At 65.1% G+C, this 24,381-nt stretch carries 24 protein-coding genes; 15 read left to right on the top strand and 9 right to left on the bottom strand.

Annotated elements, in window-relative coordinates; genetic code table 11:
• The first annotated feature begins 40 nt into the window (after positions 1-40).
• The gene (locus LB569_RS14770) at positions 41-952 is read left to right on the top strand and encodes an aldose 1-epimerase (RefSeq protein ID WP_224692957.1); all 912 of its coding nucleotides are present in this window, start codon (positions 41-43) and stop codon (positions 950-952) included.
• 22 nt (positions 953-974) lie between these two features.
• On the opposite strand, the gene LB569_RS14765 is transcribed toward LB569_RS14770, so the two are convergent.
• The 8 genes from LB569_RS14765 to pcaQ form a co-directional block, all read right to left on the bottom strand.
• Complete coding sequence (locus tag LB569_RS14765; RefSeq protein WP_224692956.1) at positions 975-2,420, bottom strand: aldehyde dehydrogenase; 1,446 nt, start codon at positions 2,418-2,420, stop codon at positions 975-977.
• A 30-nt stretch (positions 2,421-2,450) separates the two neighbouring features.
• Positions 2,451-3,248 (bottom strand): coniferyl-alcohol dehydrogenase, encoded by a 798-nt coding sequence (locus tag LB569_RS14760; protein WP_224693130.1) that lies wholly within the window; start codon positions 3,246-3,248, stop codon positions 2,451-2,453.
• Positions 3,249-3,250: 2 nt separating this feature from the next.
• Positions 3,251-4,315, bottom strand: coding sequence for a branched-chain amino acid ABC transporter permease (locus tag LB569_RS14755; protein WP_224692955.1), 1,065 nt, complete (start codon positions 4,313-4,315; stop codon positions 3,251-3,253).
• Entirely contained in the window at positions 4,312-5,208 is an 897-nt protein-coding gene (locus tag LB569_RS14750) for a branched-chain amino acid ABC transporter permease (RefSeq protein ID WP_224692954.1), read from the bottom strand. The genes LB569_RS14755 and LB569_RS14750 overlap by 4 nt, the downstream gene beginning before the upstream one ends.
• A complete protein-coding gene (locus LB569_RS14745) occupies positions 5,205-5,927 on the bottom strand; it encodes an ABC transporter ATP-binding protein (protein ID WP_224692953.1) in 723 nt (240 codons plus the stop codon). The genes LB569_RS14750 and LB569_RS14745 overlap by 4 nt, the downstream gene beginning before the upstream one ends.
• A complete protein-coding gene (locus LB569_RS14740; RefSeq protein WP_140705438.1) occupies positions 5,924-6,667 on the bottom strand; it encodes an ABC transporter ATP-binding protein in 744 nt (247 codons plus the stop codon). The genes LB569_RS14745 and LB569_RS14740 overlap by 4 nt, the downstream gene beginning before the upstream one ends.
• A gap of 21 nt (positions 6,668-6,688) precedes the next feature.
• Complete coding sequence (locus LB569_RS14735; RefSeq protein ID WP_224692952.1) at positions 6,689-8,005, bottom strand: ABC transporter substrate-binding protein; 1,317 nt, start codon at positions 8,003-8,005, stop codon at positions 6,689-6,691.
• Positions 8,006-8,143: 138 nt separating this feature from the next.
• Entirely contained in the window at positions 8,144-9,061 is a 918-nt protein-coding gene (gene pcaQ, locus LB569_RS14730; RefSeq protein WP_224692951.1) for a pca operon transcription factor PcaQ, read from the bottom strand.
• 93 nt (positions 9,062-9,154) lie between these two features.
• Between pcaQ and pcaD the strand changes: the two genes are divergently transcribed.
• Genes pcaD through pobA form a run of 6 tightly spaced genes read left to right on the top strand, consistent with a single transcriptional unit; the run spans position 9,155 to position 13,967 of the window.
• Positions 9,155-9,961 carry a 3-oxoadipate enol-lactonase gene (gene pcaD, locus LB569_RS14725; protein ID WP_224692950.1) on the top strand — a complete coding sequence of 269 codons (807 nt, stop codon included), beginning with the start codon at positions 9,155-9,157 and terminating at the stop codon, positions 9,959-9,961.
• Positions 9,954-10,364: a 4-carboxymuconolactone decarboxylase gene (gene pcaC / locus LB569_RS14720; protein ID WP_224692949.1), complete on the top strand. Its 411-nt coding sequence runs from the start codon at positions 9,954-9,956 to the stop codon at positions 10,362-10,364. The genes pcaD and pcaC overlap by 8 nt, the downstream gene beginning before the upstream one ends.
• A complete protein-coding gene (gene pcaH / locus LB569_RS14715; protein WP_411970230.1) occupies positions 10,357-11,109 on the top strand; it encodes a protocatechuate 3,4-dioxygenase subunit beta in 753 nt (250 codons plus the stop codon). Before pcaC ends, pcaH begins: the two co-directional genes overlap by 8 nt.
• Positions 11,109-11,723, top strand: coding sequence for a protocatechuate 3,4-dioxygenase subunit alpha (gene pcaG / locus LB569_RS14710; RefSeq protein ID WP_224692948.1), 615 nt, complete (start codon positions 11,109-11,111; stop codon positions 11,721-11,723). The genes pcaH and pcaG overlap by 1 nt, the downstream gene beginning before the upstream one ends.
• A 19-nt stretch (positions 11,724-11,742) precedes the next feature.
• Positions 11,743-12,795, top strand: coding sequence for a 3-carboxy-cis,cis-muconate cycloisomerase (locus tag LB569_RS14705; protein ID WP_224692947.1), 1,053 nt, complete (start codon positions 11,743-11,745; stop codon positions 12,793-12,795).
• Positions 12,795-13,967, top strand: a complete 1,173-nt coding sequence (pobA, locus tag LB569_RS14700) for a 4-hydroxybenzoate 3-monooxygenase (protein WP_224692946.1) — start codon at positions 12,795-12,797, stop codon at positions 13,965-13,967. Before LB569_RS14705 ends, pobA begins: the two co-directional genes overlap by 1 nt.
• A 30-nt stretch (positions 13,968-13,997) precedes the next feature.
• On the opposite strand, the gene LB569_RS14695 is transcribed toward pobA, so the two are convergent.
• A complete protein-coding gene (locus LB569_RS14695) occupies positions 13,998-14,669 on the bottom strand; it encodes a FadR/GntR family transcriptional regulator (protein ID WP_224692945.1) in 672 nt (223 codons plus the stop codon).
• Between the two features lie 222 nt (positions 14,670-14,891).
• Between LB569_RS14695 and LB569_RS14690 the strand changes: the two genes are divergently transcribed.
• From LB569_RS14690 to LB569_RS14655, 8 genes are read left to right on the top strand one after another with little or no spacing between them, the layout of a single operon-like run.
• Positions 14,892-15,770 carry a fumarylacetoacetate hydrolase family protein gene (locus LB569_RS14690; RefSeq protein WP_224692944.1) on the top strand — a complete coding sequence of 293 codons (879 nt, stop codon included), beginning with the start codon at positions 14,892-14,894 and terminating at the stop codon, positions 15,768-15,770.
• Entirely contained in the window at positions 15,767-16,546 is a 780-nt protein-coding gene (locus LB569_RS14685) for an alpha/beta fold hydrolase (RefSeq protein WP_224692943.1), read from the top strand. Before LB569_RS14690 ends, LB569_RS14685 begins: the two co-directional genes overlap by 4 nt.
• Before the next feature lie 52 nt (positions 16,547-16,598).
• On the top strand, positions 16,599-17,927 hold the full coding sequence (locus tag LB569_RS14680) for a metal-dependent hydrolase family protein (RefSeq protein ID WP_224692942.1): 1,329 nt from the start codon (positions 16,599-16,601) through the stop codon (positions 17,925-17,927).
• Positions 17,924-18,970, top strand: coding sequence for a branched-chain amino acid ABC transporter permease (locus LB569_RS14675; RefSeq protein WP_224692941.1), 1,047 nt, complete (start codon positions 17,924-17,926; stop codon positions 18,968-18,970). The genes LB569_RS14680 and LB569_RS14675 overlap by 4 nt, the downstream gene beginning before the upstream one ends.
• Positions 18,967-19,992, top strand: a complete 1,026-nt coding sequence (locus tag LB569_RS14670; RefSeq protein ID WP_140705466.1) for a branched-chain amino acid ABC transporter permease — start codon at positions 18,967-18,969, stop codon at positions 19,990-19,992. Before LB569_RS14675 ends, LB569_RS14670 begins: the two co-directional genes overlap by 4 nt.
• A 50-nt stretch (positions 19,993-20,042) precedes the next feature.
• Positions 20,043-21,290 (top strand): ABC transporter substrate-binding protein, encoded by a 1,248-nt coding sequence (locus LB569_RS14665; protein ID WP_224692940.1) that lies wholly within the window; start codon positions 20,043-20,045, stop codon positions 21,288-21,290.
• A gap of 25 nt (positions 21,291-21,315) precedes the next feature.
• Positions 21,316-22,101: an ABC transporter ATP-binding protein gene (locus tag LB569_RS14660; RefSeq protein ID WP_224692939.1), complete on the top strand. Its 786-nt coding sequence runs from the start codon at positions 21,316-21,318 to the stop codon at positions 22,099-22,101.
• Positions 22,094-24,310 (top strand): ABC transporter permease, encoded by a 2,217-nt coding sequence (locus LB569_RS14655; RefSeq protein WP_224692938.1) that lies wholly within the window; start codon positions 22,094-22,096, stop codon positions 24,308-24,310. Before LB569_RS14660 ends, LB569_RS14655 begins: the two co-directional genes overlap by 8 nt.
• The last annotated feature ends 71 nt before the right edge of the window (positions 24,311-24,381 follow it).

The following is a 24,381-nucleotide window of genomic DNA, read 5'->3' as shown; positions in this document are numbered from 1 at the left end:
GTCAAGGGATTGGGGATAGCCAATGACAAAGAATTCCGCTGTGGCCGTCGCGCAGGACACGGAGCTGGTCTCGATCAGTGACGGCATCGCGACGGTCGACATTGTTCCAGCCGCTGGCGGAGCGCTGACGTCGTATCGCTGGTGGCCAAATGGCACTGCCGTGGATTGGCTGCGGCCCGCCGACCCGGCGGCGATCAGCCGTCGCGATGCCGGCGCCATGGCCTGCTTTCCGCTCGTGCCCTACTCCAACCGTATCAGAGGTGGCCGCTTCGAATTCGCGGGGCGTTCCATCCAATTGCCGAGCCAGCCTGACGATCCACATCATGAGCACGGCTATGGCTGGCGTCGCCCATGGAGCATCGTGAGCCACCAAGCCAGCGCGATCTTCCTGCGCTACCGCCATGCCGCCGATACCTGGCCATGGAGCTATGAAGCCGAGCAAGCGATCTCGCTGGCCGATGGCAGGCTTTGCATGACCATTGCGGTGCGCAACCTGTCGGACGCGCCGATGCCCGTCGGCTTCGGCCTCCATCCCTATTTCCCGTCGACACCGTGGACGCATGTCCAGGCCCGGGTGTCAGGCATGTGGGAAACCGATGCGGAGGTCCTGCCTGTCCGGCATGTCCCGCCGCCTGCCGGGGCCGATCCATCCATCGGCTTTGACGTGTCGGAAGTGGACTTCGACACGATCTTCACCGGATGGGAGCGCCGCGCCCGGATTTCTTGGCCGGAGCAGGGGCGGGAGTTGAACATCGAGGCGGAGGCGCCGCTCGATTTCCTCGTCCTCTACACGCCGCCGGGCGAGCCGTTCTTTTGCGCCGAGCCAGTCAGCAACATCACCGATGCTTTCAACCGGATGGATGACGAGGACATCGAAACCGGCTGCATCGTGCTGGCGCCCGGTCAGATAACATCCGCCAGCGTTCGCTTCACACCGTCGCTGGGTGTTTGAGCTTCGGGAGCCCGAAGCTGGGTCAGAACGGATAGTGCTGGCCCGGATCTTCGATCGTCACCCAGCGCAGGTCAGTGAATTCCGCGATCGAGGCTTTGCCGCCGAAGCGGCCATAGCCGGAGCCCTTGACGCCGCCGAACGGCATCTGCGCCTCATCGCCGACCGTCGGTCCGTTGATGTGGCAGATGCCGGCCTCGATACGGGCGGCGACCGCCATCGCACGTTTGATGTCGCGGCTGAAGACGGCTGACGACAGGCCATACTCGGTGTCGTTGGCGACCCGCACGGCCTCATCCTCGCCCTTCACCCGGATCACCGGCTTGACCGGCCCGAAGGATTCTTCCGAATAGACGCGCATCGCCGGTGTCACGTGGTCGAGCAGCGTTGCCTCGACCACGGTGCCCGTACGCTTGCCGCCGGCGACAAGCTTGGCGCCTTTGGCCACCGCATCGGCAACGAGTTCCTCCATCTTGTCGGCCGCCTGGCTGCTGATCAGCGAGCCCAGCACGACATGACCGCGCGGGTCGCCCGCCGGCAGCTGCGAGGCGCGGGCGGCGAGCTTGGCGACGAACTCGTCGGCGATCCCTTGGTCGACGATCAGCCGCTCGGTCGACATGCAGATCTGGCCCTGATGCATGAAAGCGCCGAAGGTCGCGGCGTTAACAGCCGCATCGATGTCGGCATCGTCCAGCACCAGGAGCGGCGCCTTGCCGCCGAGTTCGAGCAGCGCCGGCTTGAGGTGCCGGCCGGCGAGCTCGGCGATGATCCGGCCGACCTTGGTCGAGCCGGTGAAGTTGACGCGCTTGACCGCGGGATGCGCGACCAGCGCCTCGACGATACCGGCGGCGTCCCTGGGGTCGTTGGTGACGACATTGATGACGCCCTTGGGCAGGCCCGCCTCGACCAGCACCTGGCCGATCAGCCGGTGCGTCCCGGGGCACATTTCGGAGGCTTTCAGCACCACCGTGTTGCCGCAGGCGATCGGCATGGCGATGGCGCGGGTACCGAGAATGACCGGCGCATTCCATGGCGCGATGCCGAGACAGACGCCTGCCGGCTGGCGGATCGCCATGGCCAGCGTCCCCGGCTTGTCGGAGGGGATGATCTCACCAGAAATCTGCGTCGTCATGGCGGCCGCCTCGCGCAGCATGTTGGCCGCCAGCATGACGTTGAAGCCGGCCCAGGGGCCGGTCGCGCCTGTCTCTTCCATCATCAGCCTGGTGAATTCGCTGACTTTCGACGCCATGACGTCGGCCGCCTTGGAGAGCAGTGCGCGGCGCTCGCCAGGCCCGGTCTTCGACCAGGCGGGAAAGGCAGCGGCGGCCGCGTCGACGGCGCTGTTGACATCGGCGATGCTTGCCGCCGCCGCGCGCGTCGCCAATTTGCCGGTGAACGGGTCCATGCGCTCGTAGGAAGCCTTGCCTGTTGCCGCCTTTTCGTCGCCGTCGATCAGAAGCACTATATCCATTGTTCTTTCCCTCGCTCTCGATGGAGCTTCTCAGATTGGATGTTGGAAGCCGAGCACTTCGGCATTGATCGATGCCTCGAGGCCACCGTCAACCGGCACATTGGCGCCGTTGACCCAGCGCGCGCCATCCGAGCACAGGAACAGCACTACGGGCGCGATATCGCCCGATGTGCCGGCACGCCCGACCCGGGCAATGTCGCTGTCGACGCGGGCATCGCCAAGCACGCCGCGGAACTGTTTCAGGATAGGCGTCTCGACCGGACCGGGGCTCACTGCATTGACGCGGATGCCTCGGCGCCTGAACAGCTCCTGATGCGCGGCGCGCATGGTCCACAAGAGCAGCAACTCCTTGGAGACGGGATAGCCTTCCTCGTTCTTCACCGCGTGGTCGGCGACCACTTTGGCGACATCGGGAAAACCCCCGATGCCGACCATCGAGGCGGCGCGGTTGAGGTTGGCGCGCCAGCCATAACCGGCGATCGAGGCGACGTTGACGATGGCGCTGCCTTCGCGAAGTCTCGGCGCAAGCCCTTCCGAGAGCGCCCGCAGCCCGAAGAAGTTGACGGCCAGCGTCGAGGCCGCACCGGTGTTGCCGGAGAGGCCGGCGACATTGCAGAGTGCATCGATGCGTTGCGGCAGACGCGCGATGAGCTCATCGACACCCGCTTTGGACGAGATGTCGGCCTTGACGAAACCGACGACCGGTGCGGCCGGCTCGCGTACATCGACGCCGATCACGTCGGCGCCGAGCTGGCCGGCGAGTTCCGCCGTCCGCGCGCCGATGCCGGAGGCAACGCCGGTAATGAGAATCGTCTTGCCGAAAAGCATGGTCATGCCTTCTCCTGATGCTGTGTGGTCTGCGGCGATGGCGCGGTTTCGTCGTTGGCCGGCGCTGCCGGGTTTCCGGGTAGCCTGACCCGGTAGCCTATGGGCAGCAGGCGCAGGCCGAAGCGCTCCTCGATCGTGCCCCACAGGCCGCGCGGCAGGAACAGCGAGAACAGGACGGCGATAGCGCCGAGGCCGACCAGGTACCAGACGCCCGCGCCGCCAAACCACGTCTCGATGAGGAAGAACACCAAGGCACCCAGAATGGCGCCCTCGAACGTGCCGATGCCGCCGACCAGCACCATGAAGATCATGTAGGCTGTCCACTGCACGTTGAAGTAGGTTTTTGGCTGGAAGGTGATCGCCGTCGCCAGCCACAGCGCGCCGGCAATGCCGATGCCGAAGGCGGCCAGCACGAATAGCAGCCGCTTGGTGCCGGTGACGCGCACGCCGACCGAGGCGGCGGCATCCTCATTGTCGCGGATGGCGCGGATCGCGGCACCGGTGCTGCCGCGCAGCAGGCCGAACAGGATGGCAAGAAGGGCGGTCATCGAAGCCAACGCCAACCAGTAGATCGTGGTTCGTCTCGTGCCGGCATCGTAGACGTTGAGCGAGATCAGCGAGGTGCCGGTCTCGCCCTGCACCAGCCGGTCGAGATTGACCAGCAGATGCGTCAGCGCCGCGATTACCCACATGCCGATGGCGAACTCGCCGTTCCTCAGCCGCAGCATGAACAGCGACAGCGGCCAGGAGACGGCGCCGACGATAAGTCCCGATGCAAACAGCGCCAGGAAAGGGTTGAGGCCGGCATCGGCCAGCCGGATGGCGAAATAGGCGCCGAGCCCGAAGAACACCTGCTGGCCGACCGAGACCAGCCCGCCAAACCCGGCCAGCGCGTTCCACATCGCCGCCAGGATCACGTAGATGAACAGCGCCGTCATCCGGTCGACCGCGCCGGCCGACAGGAATTGCGGCGCGACCGCCAGCAGCGCGATGACGAGTGCGACTGCGATCGCGGCGATCCGCGATGTCGCCGTGCCGCGCTCGATGATCGGCGAAACCGCGCTCATGGCCCGCTCCGGGAAGGCAGGTGCAACAGGCCGCGCAGGCCAAGGCCCGACGCCGAGAGCCGCACGAACAGCACGACAAGGAACACGGCATGGCCGCCGATCAGAAATCCCTGCGGATGCACCTGCGCGCCGAGTGTCTGGGCCAGCGCTAGCACGATGCCGCCGATCAGCGTTCCCCACAGCGACCCGGCGCCGCCGATAACCGCCGCCTCGAAGGCAAACAGCAATTGCGGCGCGCCGGCATAGGGATCGAAGGTGGCGCGCATGCCGAGGAAGGCGCCAGCCAGGCCGACGGTGACCATGGCGATGGCCGCGGCGATGGCGTTGGCACGCCGTGCATCGACGCCGACCAGGCCGGCGGTGTCTGGGTCTTCCGACGTGGCGCGGATCGAGCGGCCGAGCCGGGTGCGGGTCAGGAACAGCTGCAGCCCGCCAAGCAGGATCACGGCGGTGGCGAACATGATCACCGCGAGCTTGCCGACATAGATGCCGCCAGGCCATTCCCAGGAATCATAGGACAGGCTGCCGATGAAGGGCGCCAGCGAACGGGTGTCGGCTCCGAACTGCTCGAACAGCATGTTGTCGATGACGATGGCGAGGCCGAACGTGGTCAGGATCGGCAGCAGCGCGCCGCCGCGCGCGCTACGTTCGAGCAGGAAGCGCTGCAACGCCCAGCCGATCACGGCCATCACGGGCAGCACGATGAGCAGGCCGAAAAACGGCGGGATGTGGAGCCGCGAGGCGAGCCACCACAGCGCATAGGCTGCGAACACGGCAAGGCTGCCATGGGCGAGATTGATGATGCGCATCACCGAAAACATGAAGGACAGGCCGCAGGCGATCAGCGCGTAGTAGCCGCCGAGCAGGATGCCCTGGATGATCTGGTTGGTCATGCCGGCTCGGCTTTCTGCCTGTGCAGGCCGAAATAAGCTTTCGTCACCTCGTCGCGCGAAACGCTCTTGCTGTCCGCGGCGAGCGCGATGCGCCCTTCCAGCATGCAAATCACCTTGTCGGAAACTGACAGCGCGCGGTTTAGATCCTGCTCGACCAGGATGATCGTGGTCCCCGAGCGGATCAGCCCCTGAAGTGCCGCATAGACGCGATCGACGATAAGTGGCGACAGGCCAAGCGAGACCTCGTCGAGCAGCAGCACATCCGGATTGCTCATTAGTGCCCGGCCGATCGCCGTCGCCTGCTGCTCGCCGCCCGACAGATGGCCCGTCCTGGCGTGACGGCGCGGCTTCAAATTGGGAAACATTTCGAGCACCTTGTCGACGCTCCACTCGCCTGGCCGCCCAGCGGTCCTGCCGAGCAGAAGGTTCTCCTCGACCGTCATCCGCACGAACAGTTTCCGCCCCTCCGGCACCAGCGCTATGCCCATGCCGACGCGGCTGTGCGATGGCACGCTGGTGAGATCGGCACCATCCAGCAGCACGCGGCCGGCCGCCGGCTGATGCGCGCCGGCGATGGCCCTGAGCAGCGTCGTCTTGCCGGCGCCGTTGGCGCCGACCAGCGCCAGCGTCTCGCCGCGCTCGACGCTGAAGCTCACGCCGCGCACCGCCTGCAGCAGGCCGTGCCGGACAACCAGGTTCTCCACCGACAACAGGCTCATTTCGGGCCTCCGCCGAGATAGGCGTGGATCACCTGTGGGTCGGCCATCACCGTTTGCGGGTCGCCATCGGCGATGATCTTGCCCGCATCCATGCAGATCAGTCGCTCCGCCACCTGCAGCAGGATGTGAACGATATGCTCGATCCAGACGATGCCGATCTTGCGCCGGCGCAATTCCTTGATCGTGTCGACCAGTTCGCCGGCTTCGCCATCGGTCAGGCCGCCGCCGATCTCGTCCAGCAACAGCAGCGTCGGCCGGGCCGCCAATGCGCGCGCCAGTTCCAGCCTCTTGCGATCGAGCAGCCCTAGCGTCTCGGCGCGCCGGTTGGCGACCCCAAGCATGCCGCACAGCTTCAGCGAGCCGAGCGCCTCCTCATAGGCCTCGTCGCGGGCGAGGCCGGCGCCATGCGAGGCGGCGACGAAGACATTCTCGAAGGTGGTCATGCCGCTGAACGGTTTTGGCACCTGGTGCGTGCGCACCAGGCCGAGCCGGCAGCGCTGCGTCGCCGGCAGGGACGTCACGTCGCCGCCCTTGAAGCTGACCGTCCCCGAGCTTGGCGGAAAGGCGCCTGAAAGCACGCTGAGCAGCGTCGTCTTGCCGGCACCGTTCGGCCCGACAATGCCGACCGCCTCGTCGGCCGACATGGTGAAGTCGACGGCATCCAGCACCACCAGCGCGCCGAAGCGCTTGTGGATGCCGGCGGCGGCGAGAACGGCCTGTTGTTGCGGATGGGTCACCAGACGGTCCTCGTCAGCGGTCCATCAGCCGTTGTAAGGCAGAAGCTTGGCCTCGACCGGCACCTTCGGGTCAGTGGCGTTCTCGGTCACGACATAGTCGAGCGGGAACTTACTGCCTTCCTTGGCGGCAATCCATTGCGTGCCGATGATCGGTCCGGGCGAGACATTGGCCACCGGGCCGCTGGTGAAGTCGACCTTGCCGATCATCGTCTCGGTCTTGAGCGTGCTCAGCGCCTTGGCGACCGCCGCCTTGTCCTTGGCGTCGGTGCTCGCCTTCAAAGCCTCGAAGCCGGCGTCGAGCAGCGACATCGATGCGCCGAGTTGCTGCGTCCATTGCTTGCCGCTCGCCGCCTCATAGCCGTCGGCAAGCTCGGTTCCCGAAACGCCGGTCAGCGGCGACTTGTACGGGAAGGCCTTGTGCCAATAGGCGGCGCTGGAAATCTTCGCGCCGAGATCGCCGAGCGCCTCGATATCCGAGGGAAACAGCCCGGTCTTGGCGACCTGGCAGATCTTGATCTGCTTGATCAGCCCTTGCTGTGCCGCCTGACGCCAGAAGGCGGCGAAGTCAGGCGGGATCGGGAAGGAGTTGAAGATCTCGACGCCTTCCTGCTTGAACAGCGCGATCTGCGAGGAATAATCGGTGGTCCCGGTCTCGTATGCGCCCGGGTCGACGATGGTAAAACCCTGCTTGGCCAAGAGCGGCGCCAGATTGGCGCGGATGGCGTTGCCGTCGGCGTCGTTGGGATACATGACGCCGACCTTCTTGTTGGTCTCGATCAGGTTCCACTGCGAGATGTAGGTCTTGAAGAACTCACCGACGCCGAAGCCGAAATGGTAGGTCCATTTGAACGGCGAGGGCGCGCCCGGCTTGGCGCCACGGCCGAAATACCAGGCTTCCCACGGCATGACCGTCGACAGGCACGGCACACCGGCGGCTTCGCAGGCATCGGCCACCGGATTGATCACCTCGGGCGTCGAGACGGCCAGCATCAGGTCGATGGCCTGGTTGTTGATCAGGTCCTTGGCGAGCTGGCCGGCGCGGGAGGGATCCGATTGCGTATCCTGGTCGAGGATTTCCACGCTGTATTTCTTGCCGCCGATCTCAAGACCGCCGGCGAGCGCCTTGCGGGCGAGATCGAGCACATAGCCGTCGGTCTGGCCGAAGCCGGCCAGCGGCCCGGTGCGCGGGCTGACGAAGCCGACCTTGAGCGTGTCGGCGGCCTGCGCGAAGGCCTTGTTGCCGCCAAGTGCCAATGCCGCGCCGCCGGCGATCGAGGTGGCGATGAACTGGCGCCGCGACACGCCACGAGCAATGGATCTGCTGCCGATAAATTGGGTCATGTGTTCCTCCCTTATGGCTCCTCCATAGGCACAGTGCACCAGCGTTTTGGTTCGGTAAAATGATATTTTGACGTGTTTCATTAACCTCTGGGTTAACAGATTTTCGATGGCCCGGAGGGCCTGTCGGCCGTCCAGGGCTCAATTGCCCGGCCTTGCCGCCTCGCGAATGGTTTGCAGCAGGATGGAGAAAGCGGGCGAGGGGGCTGTATCGGTGCGCATCGTCAGCCCGACCGGCCCCTTGGTTTCCTCGGTGTCGACCGGCAAGGCCACGAAAGCGCCGCTGGCGATCTCGCTGGCGACCACGCCGGCCGAAATGATCCACACCGCATTGCTCTGCCGCATGAACGCGCGGCCGAACGAATCCGAGACCGTCTCGATCTCGGTGGCCGGCGCGGTCATGCCGTTGGTTATGAACAGGCGATCGACAAACGGGCGGATGACGGATTCGCGTGTCGGCATCAGCACCGGGAAGTCGTCGAGGCGGGCGAAGATGTCGGCCTCCGGCTCTAGCAACGGATGTCCGGCCCGCACCACGAACAACACCTGTTCGGAATAGAGATGCTCAAAGAAGAAGCCGGTCATGTTCTCGGGCGCCGCCAGCCGCCCGACGACGAGGTCGAGCGCGCCGATGCGCAACTGCTCGAGCAGAACGGCGTTCTCGCCGGTGACGATCTTGAGCGCGGCTCCGGTATTTTCCCTCAGGAACAGGCTCATGGCCCGCGGCATGACCTTCGCCGACACGGTCGGCAGCGCGCCGATGCGGATCGGATGGCGATTGACGGCGCCGTCCTGGCGGACTGAATCGACACCACGCTTCAGAGCCGTGATCGCCGAGCCGGCATGGCCGAGGAAAATCTCGCCAAGCCTGGTGACGCGGATGCCGCGCCCGTCCCGCTCGACGACGGCGACACCGAGCGCTTCTTCCAGTTCACGCAGCGTCTTGGTCACCGCCGGCGCGCTGACATGCAGAAAATCGGCGGCGCGGGCCACGCTGCCCTGCCGCGCGACTTCCAGGAAGGCCTGCAGGTGACGGAACCGGATGCGGCTCTCGGACATGAGTTTGATAACCCCTGAGTTAATGAAACGGCGCAAAATATCATTTTACCGAACCAAATGCCTTGTGCAATGTGGGGATGGAGGATTGAAACCGTGCCATTCGTCACCCTTGGCGGCATCACGCTGCATCACCGATATGTCGCGGCGAACGGTAGCACGCCACCGCTGGTATTCATCAATTCGCTCGGCACCGACTTCCGCATATGGGACGAAATTGTCACCGCACTTGAGGGGCAAATGCCCTTGCTGGTCTACGACAAGCGCGGCCACGGGCTGTCCGACATCGGCGACATCAGGTCGATCGACGATCATGTCGACGATCTCTCGGCGCTCATCGATCATTTCGGGTTGGAGAAGGTCGTGCTGTGCGGCCTGTCGGTCGGCGGCATGATCGCGCAAGGGCTTTACGCCAGGCGGCCCGAAATCGTCGAGGCCATGATCCTGTGCGACACCGCCCACAAGATCGGCACGATGGAAAGCTGGAATACACGCATCGCGACGGTCGAAAGCAAGGGCATCCAGGCGATTGCCGATGGCGTGCTCAAAGTGTGGTTCACCCCCGCCTTCCATTCGGCGCGGGTGGCCGAGCTTGACGGCTACTGGAACATGATGACCCGGCAATCGACCGCCGGCTACATCGGGACTTGCGCGGCGGTTCGCGACGCGGATTTCACCGACGCGGCTCGCCGCATCGTGGTGCCGACGCTGTGCGTCGCCGGTGACCAGGATGGCTCGACGCCTCCCGATCTTGTCCGCTCGCTGGCCGCTTTGATCCCCGGCGCGCGCTTCGAATTGATCCGCGACGCGGGACATATCCCGTGCGTCGAACAGCCCGAAGCGCTCACCACCTTGATCCGCGACTTCGTCGCCTCGCTTTCCTGCGGAGAAACCCATGGATGAAGTCCCCGGCAACGCAGTCCGATATCGCACGGGCCTTGCCGTGCGGCGCGCCGTGCTCGGCGATCGCCATGTCGACCGGGCGGAGGTCGCCGCGACCGATTTCGACCAACCCTTCCAGGACCTGATCACCGAGGCGGCCTGGGGAACGGTATGGGCCAGGCCAGGCTTCAGCAAGCGCGAGCGCTCTATCGTCACGCTGGCGTTGCTGGCGGCACTCGGCCATGATGAGGAGGTCGCCATGCATGTGCGCGCCACCGCCAACACCGGTGCGACGCGCGAGGATATCTGCGAGGCGTTCCTGCATGTCGCCATCTATGCCGGCGTGCCGGCCGCCAACCGCGCCTTCAAGATTGCCAAGGAGGTGTTTGCGGAAATGGACGCAGACAAGGCTGCCCATGTCTGAGCCCGGTTCCAACCGGACGCCGGAAACCGGCGCCTTCTTCCAGCGCGACCGCCAATGGCATCCGCCGGCCTTGACGCCGGGCTACAAGAGTTCGGTGCTGCGGTCGCCGCAAAAGGCATTGCTGTCATTCGACAACACGCTGTCGGAACTGACCGGCCCGGTGTTTGGCCATGCCATGATCGGTGAACGCGACAACGACCTGATCCACAATTTCGCCAGGCCAGGCGAGAGCGCCATTGGCGAGCGCATCATCGTCCATGGACGGGTGCTCGACGAGCGCGGAATTGGCGTCCCCGGTGCGCTGCTCGAATTCTGGCAGGCCAATGCCGGCGGCCGCTATCGCCACAAAAAGGACGGTTATCTGGCGCCGCTCGATCCGAATTTCGGCGGCTGTGGCCGCACCATCACGGGCGAGGATGGTTCCTATGCCTTTCGCACCGTCCGGCCCGGTCCCTATCCCTGGCCGAATGGCCCGAACGATTGGCGGCCGGCGCACATCCATTTCTCGGTTTTCGGCCACGGCTTCGCGCAGCGGCTGATCACGCAAATGTATTTCGAGGGCGATCCGCTGATCTGGCGCTGTCCGATCGTCGGCGGCATTCGCGACAAGGCGGCCGTCGAAGCACTGATTGCCGCGCTCGACATGCAGTCGACAATCCCGATGGATGCGCTTGCCTACAAATTCGACATCGTCCTGCGCGGGCGCCGCTCGACGCTGTTCGAGAACAGGCCGGAGGGCAATTGATGGCGCAGTCGCCCGACCGGCCGAAGGAGAGCCCTTCGCAGACCGCCGGACCTTATGTCCATATCGGGCTGACGCCCAATTTCTGCGGCATCGACGGCGTCTACGCGAGCGATCTTGGCGCGACCATGGTCAACGACAGGACCAAGGGCGAACGCATCGGCCTGCGCATTCGCGTGCTCGACGGCACCGGCGCGCCGTTGAAAGACGCGTTGATCGAGATCTGGCAGGCGGATGCCGACGGGCTCTACAATTCGCCTTCGGAGATGCGCGGCGCCGCCGATCCAAATTTCCACGGCTGGGGCCGTTCCCCGACTGACATGGAAACCGGGCTCTGCTCGTTCGAGACCATCAAGCCCGGCCGTGTGCCGTTCCGCGACGGCCGCCTGATGGCGCCGCACATCACGCTCTGGATCGTCGCGCGCGGCATTAACCTCGGTCTGCATACACGGCTCTATTTTTCCGACGAGGAAGAGGCCAATGCGCAGGATCCGATCCTGGCGCGCATCGAGCACCGCGTTCGCGTGTCGACGCTGATCGCCGAGCGCCAGGGCGACGCCTATGTCTTCGACATCCATCTCCTGGGGGAGAAGGAAACCGTCTTCTTCGACAGTTGATGGACACAACGAGCAGGACATGACCGTATCGCCCTTTGACCATCCGCTGCTTTCGGGCCTGCTCGGCGACGAGGAGGCGGCGCGGCATTTTTCGGTGGAAGCCGACATTGCCGCCATGCTCGCCTTCGAGCGTGCGCTGGCGCAAGCCGAGGCCGACTGCGGCATCATTCCTCAAGAGGCCGCGGCGGCGATCGTCAAGGCGATTGCCTTGTTCCGGCCGGATACCGGCGAGCTGCGCGCCGGCGTCACCAGGGATGGCGTCGTGGTGCCGGAGCTGGTGCGCCAGATCAAACTGGCCGTCGGCGAACCACATGGCGGTTCGGTTCATTTCGGCGCGACCAGCCAGGACGTCATTGACACCAGCCTTGTGCTGCGGCTGAAATCCGTCGTCGAGCATCTCGGCCTGCTGCTGACCGAGACCATCATTCGGTTGGTGTCTCTGGAGGACCGCTTCGGGGGCAGGGCACTGACCGGCATGACGCGCATGCAGGCGGCAATCCCGATCAAGGTGGCGGATCGCGTCAATGCCTGGCGCGCACCGCTGCAGCGGCATCAGGAAAGACTGTCACAGCAATCGGCACGCCTGCTCGTCGTGCAATTCGGCGGTGCCGCCGGCACGCTGGAAAAGCTTCGCGACCAGGGGCCCGCGATACGTGCGGGGCTTGCGGCGAAACTCGGCCTCGCCGACGCGTCGCAATGGCACAGCCAGCGTGACGCGCTCGCCGATTTCGCCAGTTGGCTATCGCTGGTGACAGGCAGCCTCGGCAAGTTCGGCCAGGACATCGCGCTGCTGGCGCAAGGCGGCGCCGACATCGCCCTATCCGGCGGCGGTGGCTCGTCGGCCATGCCGCACAAGCAGAACCCGGTGAACGCCGAGGCGCTGGTGGCGCTTGCCCGTTTCAACGCCACGCAACTTTCCGGCATGCATCAGGCGCTGGTCCATGAGCAGGAGCGCTCGGGTGCTGCCTGGACGCTGGAATGGCTGTTGCTGCCGCAGATGGTCGTCGCGACGGCCGCATCCTTGCGGCTCGCCGCCGAACTGGCCGCGCGGATCGAAAGTCTCGGCCACTGATGCGCACCCAGGTTCTGATCGTTGGCTCGGGGCCGTCCGGCCTGCTGCTCGGCCAATTGCTCGCCACAACAGGCGTCGAGACCGTCATCCTCGAGCGGTCGAGCCGCGAGCACGTGCTTGGCCGCGTGCGCGCCGGCGTGCTCGAACAGGGCACGGTCGACCTGCTTGGCGAAGCGGGCGCCGCGGACCGCCTGCATGCCGAAGGCCTTCCGCATTCCGGCATTTCGCTCGCATTCGACGGCCGCCTGCACCGCATCGACCTTTCCGCGCTGACCGGCGGCAAGCATGTCACCGTCTACGGCCAGACCGAGGTGACGCATGATTTGATGGACAAGCGCGAAGCGGCGGGGCTCGTCACCGTCTATGAGGCAGCCAATGTCGCGCTGCACGATTTCGACGGCGCCGCGCCTTTCGTCACCTACGAGAAGGACGGCATCACTCACCGTATCGACTGCGACTTCATCGCCGGCTGTGACGGCTATCATGGCGTCAGCCGCAAATCGGCGCCGGCGCGGGCGCTGAAAACCTTCGAACGGCAGTATCCGTTCGGCTGGCTCGGCGTGCTGGCCGAAGTGCCGCCGGCCGATCATGAACTGGTCTACGCCAATCATGAGCGGGGCTTCGCGCTGTGCTCGATGCGCTCGACGCACCGCAGCCGCTACTACGTGCAGTGCCCGCAGGACGACCGGGTCAAGGCATGGTCCGACGACCGCTTCTGGGACGAGTTGCGCCGCCGCTTGCCGGAGCGGACGGCAGCAAGCGTCACCACCGGGCCGTCCTTCGAGAAGTCGATCGCGCCGCTGCGCTCCTTCGTTGCCGAGCCGATGCGCTTCGGCCGGCTGTTCCTGGTCGGCGACGCCGCCCACATCGTGCCGCCGACGGGCGCCAAAGGTCTCAACCTCGCCGCCAGCGACGTCCGCTATCTCTTTGCCGGTTTGCGGGACTTCTACCGCGAAAAATCCATGGCCGGCATCGACGCCTATTCGGGCAAGGCGCTGGCGCGGGTCTGGAAGGCGGTGCGCTTTTCCTGGTGGATGACGACCATGCTGCATCGCTTTCCCGACACCGGCGATTTCGGCCAGCGCATCCAGGAGGCCGAGCTCGATTACCTCGTGCACTCGCGCGCGGCATCGACCGCGTTGGCGGAGAACTATGTCGGCCTGCCCTATTGAAGGCAGCTATTCCGCGCCTTCCCGGTGCGGTCACCGTCCCAAAAGATTGCGCTCGACGGTTTTGAGATGCGCCAGCATGGCCTGGCTGGCGCTCTCCGGGTCGCGGCGCAGCAGGGCGTCCAGAACCGTCTGGTGTTCGCTGCAGTAGATGCCGCGGCGCTCCTCGGAAAAGGAACGTTTCTTCATTTCGAACCACGGTGCCTGATTGCGCAGGATGCGCATCAGATTGTGGATCTCCTTGAGGAATTCGTTGCGCGAGCAGGCGAAGATGCGGTGGTGGAACTCGGCGTCCCAGTGTTCGAAGGTCGGCATGTCCTGCGCTTCGCAGGCAATTCTGTGCGACTCGCGCACCGCATTGAGCTCCATGGCGCTGGCGTTGGTGGCGGCGAACGATGCCGCCGCCGGCTCGAGCAACTGCCTGATTTCCATCATGTCGGCCGGGCTGGTGCCTTCCATTCGCCCGACAACCGCCGCCATCGAAGCCGGATTGGTGGCGGTCAGGAAGGTGCCGCGCCCGACATGGCGCACCACCGTTCCTTCGTCCTCGAGGAAGGAAACGGCGCGCCGCATCGTGTTGCGCGCGACGCCGAATTCGCTGGCCAGATCGCGCTCCGGCGGGATGCGGCCATTCTCGATCCACTCGCCGGAAGATATCCGCTTCTTCAGCGCGGTGGCGATGTCACTGGCGACAAGCTTGGGCATTTCTGGTCGCTTTTATCTGATCCAATATTGAACCATCGATAGCAGCTTCCGGCGCTGCCGTCCATGACCGCCCCTCACTCCATTGTGAGGCGGCATATGCCTCCAGCTCTTGGTTCTTTTGATAGCGCCAGTTCAGATTCCGCTTGCGGCCTAAACCAATCGACGATAGCGTGTAACAAAAGAGCAAGAAATTGGCTCAACATTGGTTCAGGGAGGAACTGGATGCGGGTCGCGACTTTCTCGATCGCTGGCGAACGCCGCGTGGGCCTTGTCGATCTCGACGCCCAGACCATCGCGCCTTTCGATTTTTCGGTCGACCAGGCCAGGTCGGGCATCCTGGCGCTGATCGAGCGCAATGGCGCCGGTGTTCCGCGCACCTTGTCGCCGATCCCTCTGGCGCAGGTCGAGATCGAGGCGCCGATCCCGCAGCCGCGCCGCAACATTTTCTGTGTCGGCAAGAATTATCACGAGCACGCGCACGAATTCGCCCGCTCGGGCTTCGATTCCAGCGCCGGCGCAGGCGCGATCCCCAAGCACCCGATCATCTTTTCCAAAGTGCCGGAATCGGTGGTCGCCAACCATGCCAGTGTGCTGATCGATCCTTCGGTCTCGACAGCCATCGACTATGAGGCGGAACTGGCCGTCATCATCGGCAAGGGCGGGCGCGGCATTTCGAGGGAAAACGCGCTCGACCATGTCTGGGGCTACACCATTGTCAACGACGTCACCGCGCGCGATCTCCAGGGCAAATACAGCCAGTGGCTGATCGGCAAGTCGCAGGACACGTTCTGCCCGATGGGGCCCTGGGCTGTGACCAGGGACGAACTCGACCTGGCGACCGCCGGCATCAGGTGTTTCGTCAACGAGGATCTGCGCCAGGACTCCCGCATATCGCTGTTGATCTTCGACATCCCGACCATCATCGCCACGCTGTCGCAAGGCATTACGCTGAAGCCCGGCGACATCATCGCCACCGGCACGCCGGTCGGCGTCGGCATCGGCTTCGATCCGCCGAAATACCTCAAGGCCGGCGACGTCGTGCGCATCGAGATCGATGGCATCGGCACGCTGGAAAACCGCTTCGCGGAGCGCGCACGATGACCACGGTGACGGTTGGCCAGGTTGTTGCCGAAACAGTGGGCGACGGCGCCGCCGTGGTGATGATCCACGGCCTTGGCGGCACCTCGAACATGTTCCAGCCGCAGATGGCGGCATTGTCGGCCTATCGCGTCATCCGGCTCGATTTGCCGGGCTCCGGCCGTTCGCTACGCCCGATCGAGCCGCTCACCATCGAAGGCATGAGCGAGGCGGTGATCCGTGCCTTGGCCGGCATGGGCGTTTCCACGGCGCATTTCGTCGGCCATTCGATGGGCACCATCGTTTGCCAGCAGATCGCGGCGGCGCAGCCTTCGCTGGTCAGGTCGTTGGCGTTGTTCGGCGCCCTTGCGGAGCCGACCGAGGCGACGCGGCAAGGGCTGGGCAAGCGGGCGCAACTGGCGCGCTCGGGCGGCATGTCGGACATAGCCGACCAGATTGTCGCCAACGCGATCTCGGCACACACGCGGGAGACATCTCCGGCCGCCGTCGCCTTCGTGCGGGAATCGATCACCCGCCAGGATCCGGAATCCTATGCCCGCACCTGCGAGGCGCTGGCCAAGGCGACCGCCGTCGATCTCAGGCGTATCTCTGCGCCGACGCTGCTGGTCACCGGCGATGCCGACACCGTCAATCCGCCCGGCGTCGCCCAGGCGCTTGCCGATAAAATCAAGGGCGCCGTGCTCTCGTCGCTGGATCGGTGCGGACATTGGGCAACAGTGGAAAGCCCACGCGAAAGCAACCAGAAGCTCGCCGATTTTTTGAGACGGGTTGATAGGTGAGGAATTCAGATCGGGCGTAAACTCATGCGCTCGGCAAGTTGGGAGGCTTGTGATGGCAGACGACAGCTGGAACGGAAACGGGTCGACCGGCACGCTGTTCACCAATGTGCGCGTGCTCGACGCGACAGGTGAATATCCCTACACTGGCGAGGTGCTGGTGCAGGGCAACCGCATCAAGCAGATCACCAAGGGTTCGTCGCGCTTCGGCTCATCCTCGTCGTCCTCCTACAGCGGCGGCGCAACCGTGATCGACGGCATGGGCGCGACGCTGATGCCGGGCATGATCGACGCGCATCTGCACCTGTCGTGGAACAACGCGCCCGGCATCGACCCCATCCAGATGATGGAGGTCGAGGAGCACATGCTGGTCACCATGGAGATGGCCAAGCTGGTGCTCGACGCCGGCTTCACCGCCGGCCGGGGTGCGGCCGCCGCCAAGCCGCGCCTCGATGTCGTAGCCAAGAAATTCATCAACCAGGGCCGCTTCCCCGGGCCGCGCTATCTCGCGGCCGGGCCTGAGATCACCACGGTCGGCGGTCTCGGCGATTCCGCCCCGTCGCACATTCCGCATGAGGGGCTGAATCTGGGCCTCGTCGTTTCCGGCCCGGAGGAAATCCGCCGCACGGTCCGCCAACTGATCAAATACGGTGTCGACTCCATCAAGCTCAATCTGTCGGGCGAAAGCATCACCGGTATGGGCGCCGAGGAAACGCCGATGTCGGAGGAGGAGGTCGCCATGGCCGCCTCGGAAGCCCGCTGCCGCAACAAGGTGCTTTCGGCGCATGCGCGCTCGTCCGGCTCGGTCAAGCAGTGCGTGCGCCACGGCATCCAGAACATCTACCACGCCTCCTTCGCCGACGAGGAAGCGCTCGACATGCTGGAAGCAGTCAAGGACAAGCATTTTGTCGCGCCCGGCATCGCCTGGCTGATCAACACTGCCCGCCATGCCGAGCAATGGGGCATCAAGCCCGGCTCGCCACTGTCGCTCGAATATGAGCGCGAACTCGAAATGTGCGTCGACACGATGAAGAAGATGCACCGGCGCGGCATCCGCGTGTGCATCGGCGGCGACTACGGCTTTGCCTGGACGCCGCAAGGCACCAACGCCAAGGACATCCAGACCTTCGTCGAAATGCTCGGCTTCTCGCCTATGGAAGCGATACAGGCCGGCACCAAATATGGCGGCCAAATCATGAACATGGGCGACGAACTCGGCCTGATCAAGGAAGGCTATCTCGCCGATATTCTGCTAGTGGACGGCGACCCGATCTCCGATGTGCGCATCCTGCAGGACAAGAATCGCATCCTCGCCATCATGAAGGACGGCAAGTTCCACAAGGCGCCGCGCATGAACGAGCAGCGCCGGCGGCTGACTGCATGAGCCTGCTCGACCGGCCATCTCAGACGCTCTCAAGCGGCGGCATCACGGGCCGGCAGGCCTGGGGCCTTGTCGGTCTGCTGGCCGCTGCAATCGTCGCATGGCTGGTCTTCGCCGTCTGGCCCGATTGGCTGAACGCCATCCTGATTTCCAAGAAGGCTTTCGTCAGCGCCATCCTCAACGGCATTACGCTCGCCGGCCTCTACTTCCTCGTCGCCTCGGGCTTCACGCTGATCTTCGGCCTGATGCGCAACGTCAATCTGGCGCATGGCTCGCTCTACCTGCTCGGCGCCTATATCGGCTACGAGGTCACCAACCGCACCGGCTACTGGCTGCTCGGCGTCGCCGCCGGCTTCGCGGTGCTGGCCGTCGTCGGCGTCGTCATGCAGGTCTTCGTCTTCCGTCGCCTGGAAGGCGACGACCTGCGCCAGACGCTGGTCTCGATCGGCATCTCGATCGTCGCCGCCGACCTGATGCTGGCGGTGTGGGCTGGCGGCACGTACCAGATCACCACGCCGGAGTGGCTCGACGGCGCCCTGACCTTGCCCGTCATCACGGCGGTGCGCTCCAATGGTGCTTCGGTCTTCCTTACCTATCCGCTCTACCGCGTCGTCGTGCTGGCGGCGGCGATCGTCATCGGCGTCGGCCTCTGGCTGATGCTGCACAAGACCCGCGTCGGCATGATGATCCGCGCCGGCGTCGACGACCGCGCCATGCTGCAGGCCTCAGGCGTCAACGTGCACGCGGTGTTTGCCATCGTCTTTGCCGTCGGGGCGGGCCTTGCCGGCTTTGCCGGCGTCGTCGGCGGTTCGGCGCTGTCGGTCGCGCCGGGCGAGGACGTGCGCTATCTCTTGGCGTCGCTGGTCGTGGTCATCGTCGGCGGCATGGGCTCGATCACGGGCGCGGCCATCGGCGCGCTGCTCATCGGCCTCGCCGAGCAGATCGGCCTCGTCTATTTCCCCACCTACGGCATCGTCCTCACCTTCGTCATCATGGTGGTGACGCTGGCGGTCCGGCCGCAAGGCATCATGGGGAAGGCAAGATGAGCCTCGCCATCGCCACAGACGGCACGACGCAGCGGAACTGGCTGGAGAAGCTCGGCGCCGGCCACGTCATCCTTGGCGTCGCGCTGGTGCTGTACCCGCTCGTGGCGTCGGACTTCTTCCTGACCCAGATCGGTGGATATTCGCTGATCTTCGGCATGCTGGGCCTCTCGCTGATGCTGCTCGCCGGCTATGGTGGCATGGTCAGCCTGGCGCAGATCACCGTCGCCGGCATATCGGCCTACGCAATCGCCATACTCGGCAACAACAATTCCAACATTTTAGGTTTCGGCTGGCCGTGGTGGCTGGCGGTGCCGTTCGCCGTTCTCGCGGCCGCTGTGGCTTCGGCGCTGATCGGTTGGATCTCGGTGCGCACCGAGGGCATCTACACGATCATGATCACGCTGGCGATCGCCACCGCGACCTACTATTTCGCCCAGCAGAACTACGCCATTTTCAATGGCCATTCCGGCTATGCCGGCATCCGCGCGCCGGCCTTCTGGGGCATAGGCTGGCGCGACGCCAAGCCCTTCTACTATCTCTGCCTCGGCCTTGCGGTGCTGTCCTACGCGGCGGTGCTCTACGGTTCGCGCTCGACCTTCGGCATGACGTTGCAGGCGATCCGCGACAACCCACGCCGCATGCGCGCGCTGGGCTACCATGTCACCGCGCACAAGGTGTTCGCCTGGCTGCTTTCCGGCGTCATCGCCGGTCTGGCCGGTGTGCTGCTGGTCTGGTTCAACGGCCGCGTCTCGCCCGGCACCATCGGCGTCGATGCCGCGATCGACGTGCTGATCATCGCCGTGATCGGCGGCCTACGCCACCCGATCGGACCGTTCCTCGGCGCGCTCGTCGTCGTGCTGATGCAGACCTTCGCCATCGACATCGTCGGGGCCGAGCGCTTCAACACGCTGATCGGCATGGTGTTCCTGATAATCGTCTTCGTCTCACCGGACGGAATTCTTGGGTTGTGGGGGAGGATCAAGCCACATCTTGCCCAGGAGTCCTTGCGTCCAGGACCATAAAACCGGGACGAACAAACCACTGCAAAACCAAATCAACGGGAGGAAAAAACATGAGGATGCATAGACGTACCTTACTGGCGCTCGCGGTGTTCACCGGGCTGACCGCGCCGTCGATGGCGCTGGCCGCCGACGACACCATCAAGATTGGCCTACTCGCCACTTTCGAGGGACCGTTCACCGTGCTCGGCGAAGATGGCGAGCGCGGCGCCATGACCGCGGTTGCCGAGATGAACGGCACCGTCGCCGGCAAGAAGATCGAGATCGTCAAGGGCTCGTCGGACGCCTCGCCCGACAGCGCGGTGCGCGCGGCGCGCAAGCTGGTCGAGCAGGACGGCGTCAAGGTGCTGGTCGGCCCGCTTTCGGGCGACGAAGGCATCGCGGTGAAGGACTACGCCAAGACGCAGCCCACCGTGACCTTCATCAACGGCACCTCGGCCGCGCAGGACACGACTTTGCGCGATCCGGCGGAAAACTTCTTCCGCTTCTCCACCGACGGCGCCCAGTGGATGGCCGGCCTCGGCACCTACGCCTTCAAGGACAAGGGCTACAAGAAGGTCGCCACCGTCGCCGAGGATTACTCCTTCCCCTACACGCAGGTGTTCGGCTTCATGGCCGAGTTCTGCAAGGCCGGCGGCCATGTGCCGTCGAAGTCATGGGTGCCGATCGGCAACAAGGATTTTTCGTCGGTCATAGCCGCCATTCCCGAGGATGTCGACGCGATCTATGTCGCGCTCGGCGGCGCCGACGCCGTCAATTTCCTGACCCAGTACCAGCAGGGTGGCGGCACCGCGCCGCTGATCGGCGGCTCGATCACCGTCGACCAGACGGTGCTGACCTCGAAGGGCAAGTTGAAAGACGTGCTCAAGGGCACGCCGTCGGCCGGACCAACCGCTGACACCAATGACGCGCCGGCCTGGAAGGCATTCGTCGAGGCCTACAAGAAGCAGCCGGGCGCCTTTCCGTCGCCCTCGCTCTTCGCCCATGGCTACTATGTCGACATGAAGGCGACATTGCTCGGTCTCGACCAGGTCGGCGGCGATGTCTCAGACGGCGGCAAGAAGTTGCGCGACGCGCTGTCGAAGCTCTCCTTCGACACGCCGACCGGCAAGGTGTCGCTCGACAAGAACCGCAACGCCATCGCCGACATCTTCCTGACCGAAGTCACCGAGGGTTCGGACGGCAATCTCCTCAACAAGCTGGTCAAGGTCGTGCCGCAGGTCAACCAGACGCTCGGCATTCCCGAAGACGAGTTCATGAAGCTCGGCGCGGTCAACCGCGACAATCCGAGCTGCCCGTAACAGCCGATATCGAATGCAGCCGCCAGTGACCGAAAGCCTCGCAGCAAACCGTCTTCAGAGCACCGGCGCCTATGCGCTGGAGCTCGATGGCGTGGCGCGGCGCTTCGGGGCGCTGGTGGCGCTCTCGGGCATCACCATGAGGATCGCGGCCGGCGAACGGCGCGCGGTCCTCGGCTCCAACGGCGCCGGCAAGACGACGCTGTTCAACGCCGTGACCGGCGACTTCATGCCGACGTCAGGGCGGATCCGCTTTTTCGGCGAGGACATCACCGACCTGCCGCCGCATGAGCGCATCCGGCGCGGCCTGCGCCGCACCTATCAGATATCGCAATTGTTCAAGGGCCTGTCGGTCCTCGATTCCATCTTCCTCGCCTGTCGCGGCGTTTCGCGGCGCCGCTTCTCGCTGCTCCGACCGGCGGCATCGGACGTCAACATGGCGCAGGCGGAATCGATCCTGAACGCCGTGCATCTGGACACCTATCGCGACACGCTGGTGGCGACGCTGAGCCATGGCCAGCAGCGCCAGCTGGAGATTGCGCTGGCTCTCGCCGGCGCGCCGCGCTTCATCCTGTTCGACGAGCCGGCGGCGGGCCTGTCGCCGACCGAGCGCCGCGACCTTGTCGCCATCCTCAACGCGCTGCCGAAACACATCGGCTACATCATCATCGAGCACGATCTCGATGTGGCGCTGCGCGTCTCGGAATATGTCTCGATGATGCACAATGGCCGCCTGTTCAAGGAAGGCACGCCACGGGAGATCGAGGCCGATCCCGAGGTGCAGGAGATCTATCTCGGGGGCAAGCATGGCTGAGCGTCCCGGGAAAATCGCCAAGGCAATCCTGCGCATAGAAGATCTGCAGGTTTTCTACGGCGAAAGCCATGCGCTGCAGGGCGTTTCGCTGACGCTGGAAAGCGGTGTGCTGTCGGTGGTCGGCCGCAACGGCATGGGCAAGTCGACTCTCTGCAACACCATCGTCGGCCTGAAGCGGGCGAAGTCGGGGTCGATCCGCGTCGACGGACGCGAAATCACCGCGCTCGAGCCACACGAGATTCACCGTCTCGGCGTCGGCTATGTGCCGCAGGGGCGCCGCGTCTGGCCTAGCCTGACCGTCGACGAGCATCTGCGGCTCGCGGCCGGTAGCCGCCGCGACGCCTCCTGGACGGTCGAGCGCGTCTACCAGACCTTTCCGCGCCTGGCCGAGCGCCGCACAAACGGCGGCTCGCAGCTGTCGGGCGGCGAGCAGCAGATGCTGGCGATTTCGCGCGCGCTGCTGAGCGATCCCAAACTGCTGGTCATGGACGAGCCGACCGAGGGGCTGGCGCCGGTCATCGTCGATCAAGTCGAAAGAATGCTGGTCGATCTCGCCGCCGAAGGCGAGATGGCGGTGCTGGTCATCGAGCAGAACATCGGCGTGGCGACCTCGGTGTCGAACCAGGTCGCCATCATGGTCAACGGCCGCATCAACCGGCTGATGGAGGCCAAGGCGCTTGCCGCCGATCGCGAGCTGCAGCAGCGGCTGCTCGGCGTCGGCCGCCACGCTGAGGAGGCGCCCGTCACGCCGGCGGAAGCCGCGCAGGCCAGGGAACAACTGGCGGAAGTCTATCGCGTCGACCGCACCGGCGCCGCATCGGGCGAGTCGATGCCTCAAAACGGCATCTACCGCCCGGTCACCGAACTGCCCAACCGCTGGAACGTCCCGGTCACCGAATTGCGCCAGGCGGCGGTCGACAAGACCGCCCCGCAGGACGATGCGAAAAAAATCTTCGCCATTCCCTTTGCCGAGCGTATCGGCAGGACCGTGCTGGTCGTCGGCACCTTCGACACCAAGGGCAAGGAACTGCGCTTCATGGCCGACCGGCTGAAGGCGCTCGGCCTGCCGGTCCGCACGGTCGACCTGTCGACCTCGGGAAAACCGACCAGCGCCGACGTGCCGGCCATGCAGGTCGCCGGCATGCATGTGCGCGGATCATCCGCCGTCTTCACCAATGATCGCGGCGGCTCGGTGAGCGCCATGGCGGAAGCCTTCGCGCGCTGGATCGAGCGCGAGCCGCGCATCGGAGGCGTGATTTCCGCCGGCGGCTCCGGCGGTACCACGCTGGCGACGGCGGGTATGCGCGTGCTGCCTGTCGGCATCCCCAAGCTGATGGTGTCGACGGTGGCGGCCGGCGATGTCGCCAAATATGTCGGCGGCGCCGACATCATGATGTTCCATTCGGTCGCCGACGTGCAGGGGCTGAATTCGATCACCGAACAGGTGCTGTCCAACGCCGCGCACGCCATGGCCGGCATGGTCGCGCAATTGCCCAATGCCGAAGCCTGGGAAGCCAAGCGCAAGCTGGCGCGGCCGGCCGTCGGCATCACCATGTTCGGCGTCACCACGCCTGCCGTGCAGGCGGTGACCAGACGCCTCGAAGCCGACTATGACTGCCTTGTCTTCCATGCCACCGGCATTGGCGGGCGCGCCATGGAAAACCTCGGCGATTCCCGGCTGCTGTCGGCCTTCCTCGATCTCACCACGACGGAAGTCGCCGACATGATCGTCGGTGGCGTCTTCCCGGCGACGCAGGATCGGTTCGGTGCGGCGATCCGCACCGGGCTGCCCTATGTCGGCTCGGCCGGCGCGCTCGACATGGTCAATTTCGGTCCGCGCGACAGCGTGCCGGAGAAGTTCCGCGGCCGCAAATTCGTCATCCACAATCCCAATGTGACGCTGATGCGCACGACCGTGGACGAATGCCGCGCGATCGGCGAATGGATCGGCGCGCGGCTCAACGCCATGAACGGCCCGGTGCGCTTCTTGCTGCCGGAAGGCGGCGTCTCGATGCTCGATGCGCCGGGCCAGCCCTTTCATGATCCCGACGCCGACAACGCTCTGTTCGAGGCGATCGAGAAGACGGTGCGCCAGACGCCGCAACGTAATGTCGAGCGGGTGAGGGCCAACATCAATGACGCCGCCTTTGTCGATGCGGTGATTTCCGCGTTCCACGCCATTACGCCGAAGCTGCGGAGGCGGGCATGAAGAATTGGACTTCGCCACCGCGCGGGTGGATGTTTGAGTTTGCTGCCGGTCGCCTCGCGCCGATCGCATTG

The sequence above is a fragment of the Mesorhizobium sp. BH1-1-4 genome (assembly GCF_020165665.1).
Lineage (GTDB): Bacteria > Pseudomonadota > Alphaproteobacteria > Rhizobiales > Rhizobiaceae > Mesorhizobium.
This window is presented reverse-complemented; position numbering and strand designations above follow the sequence as displayed.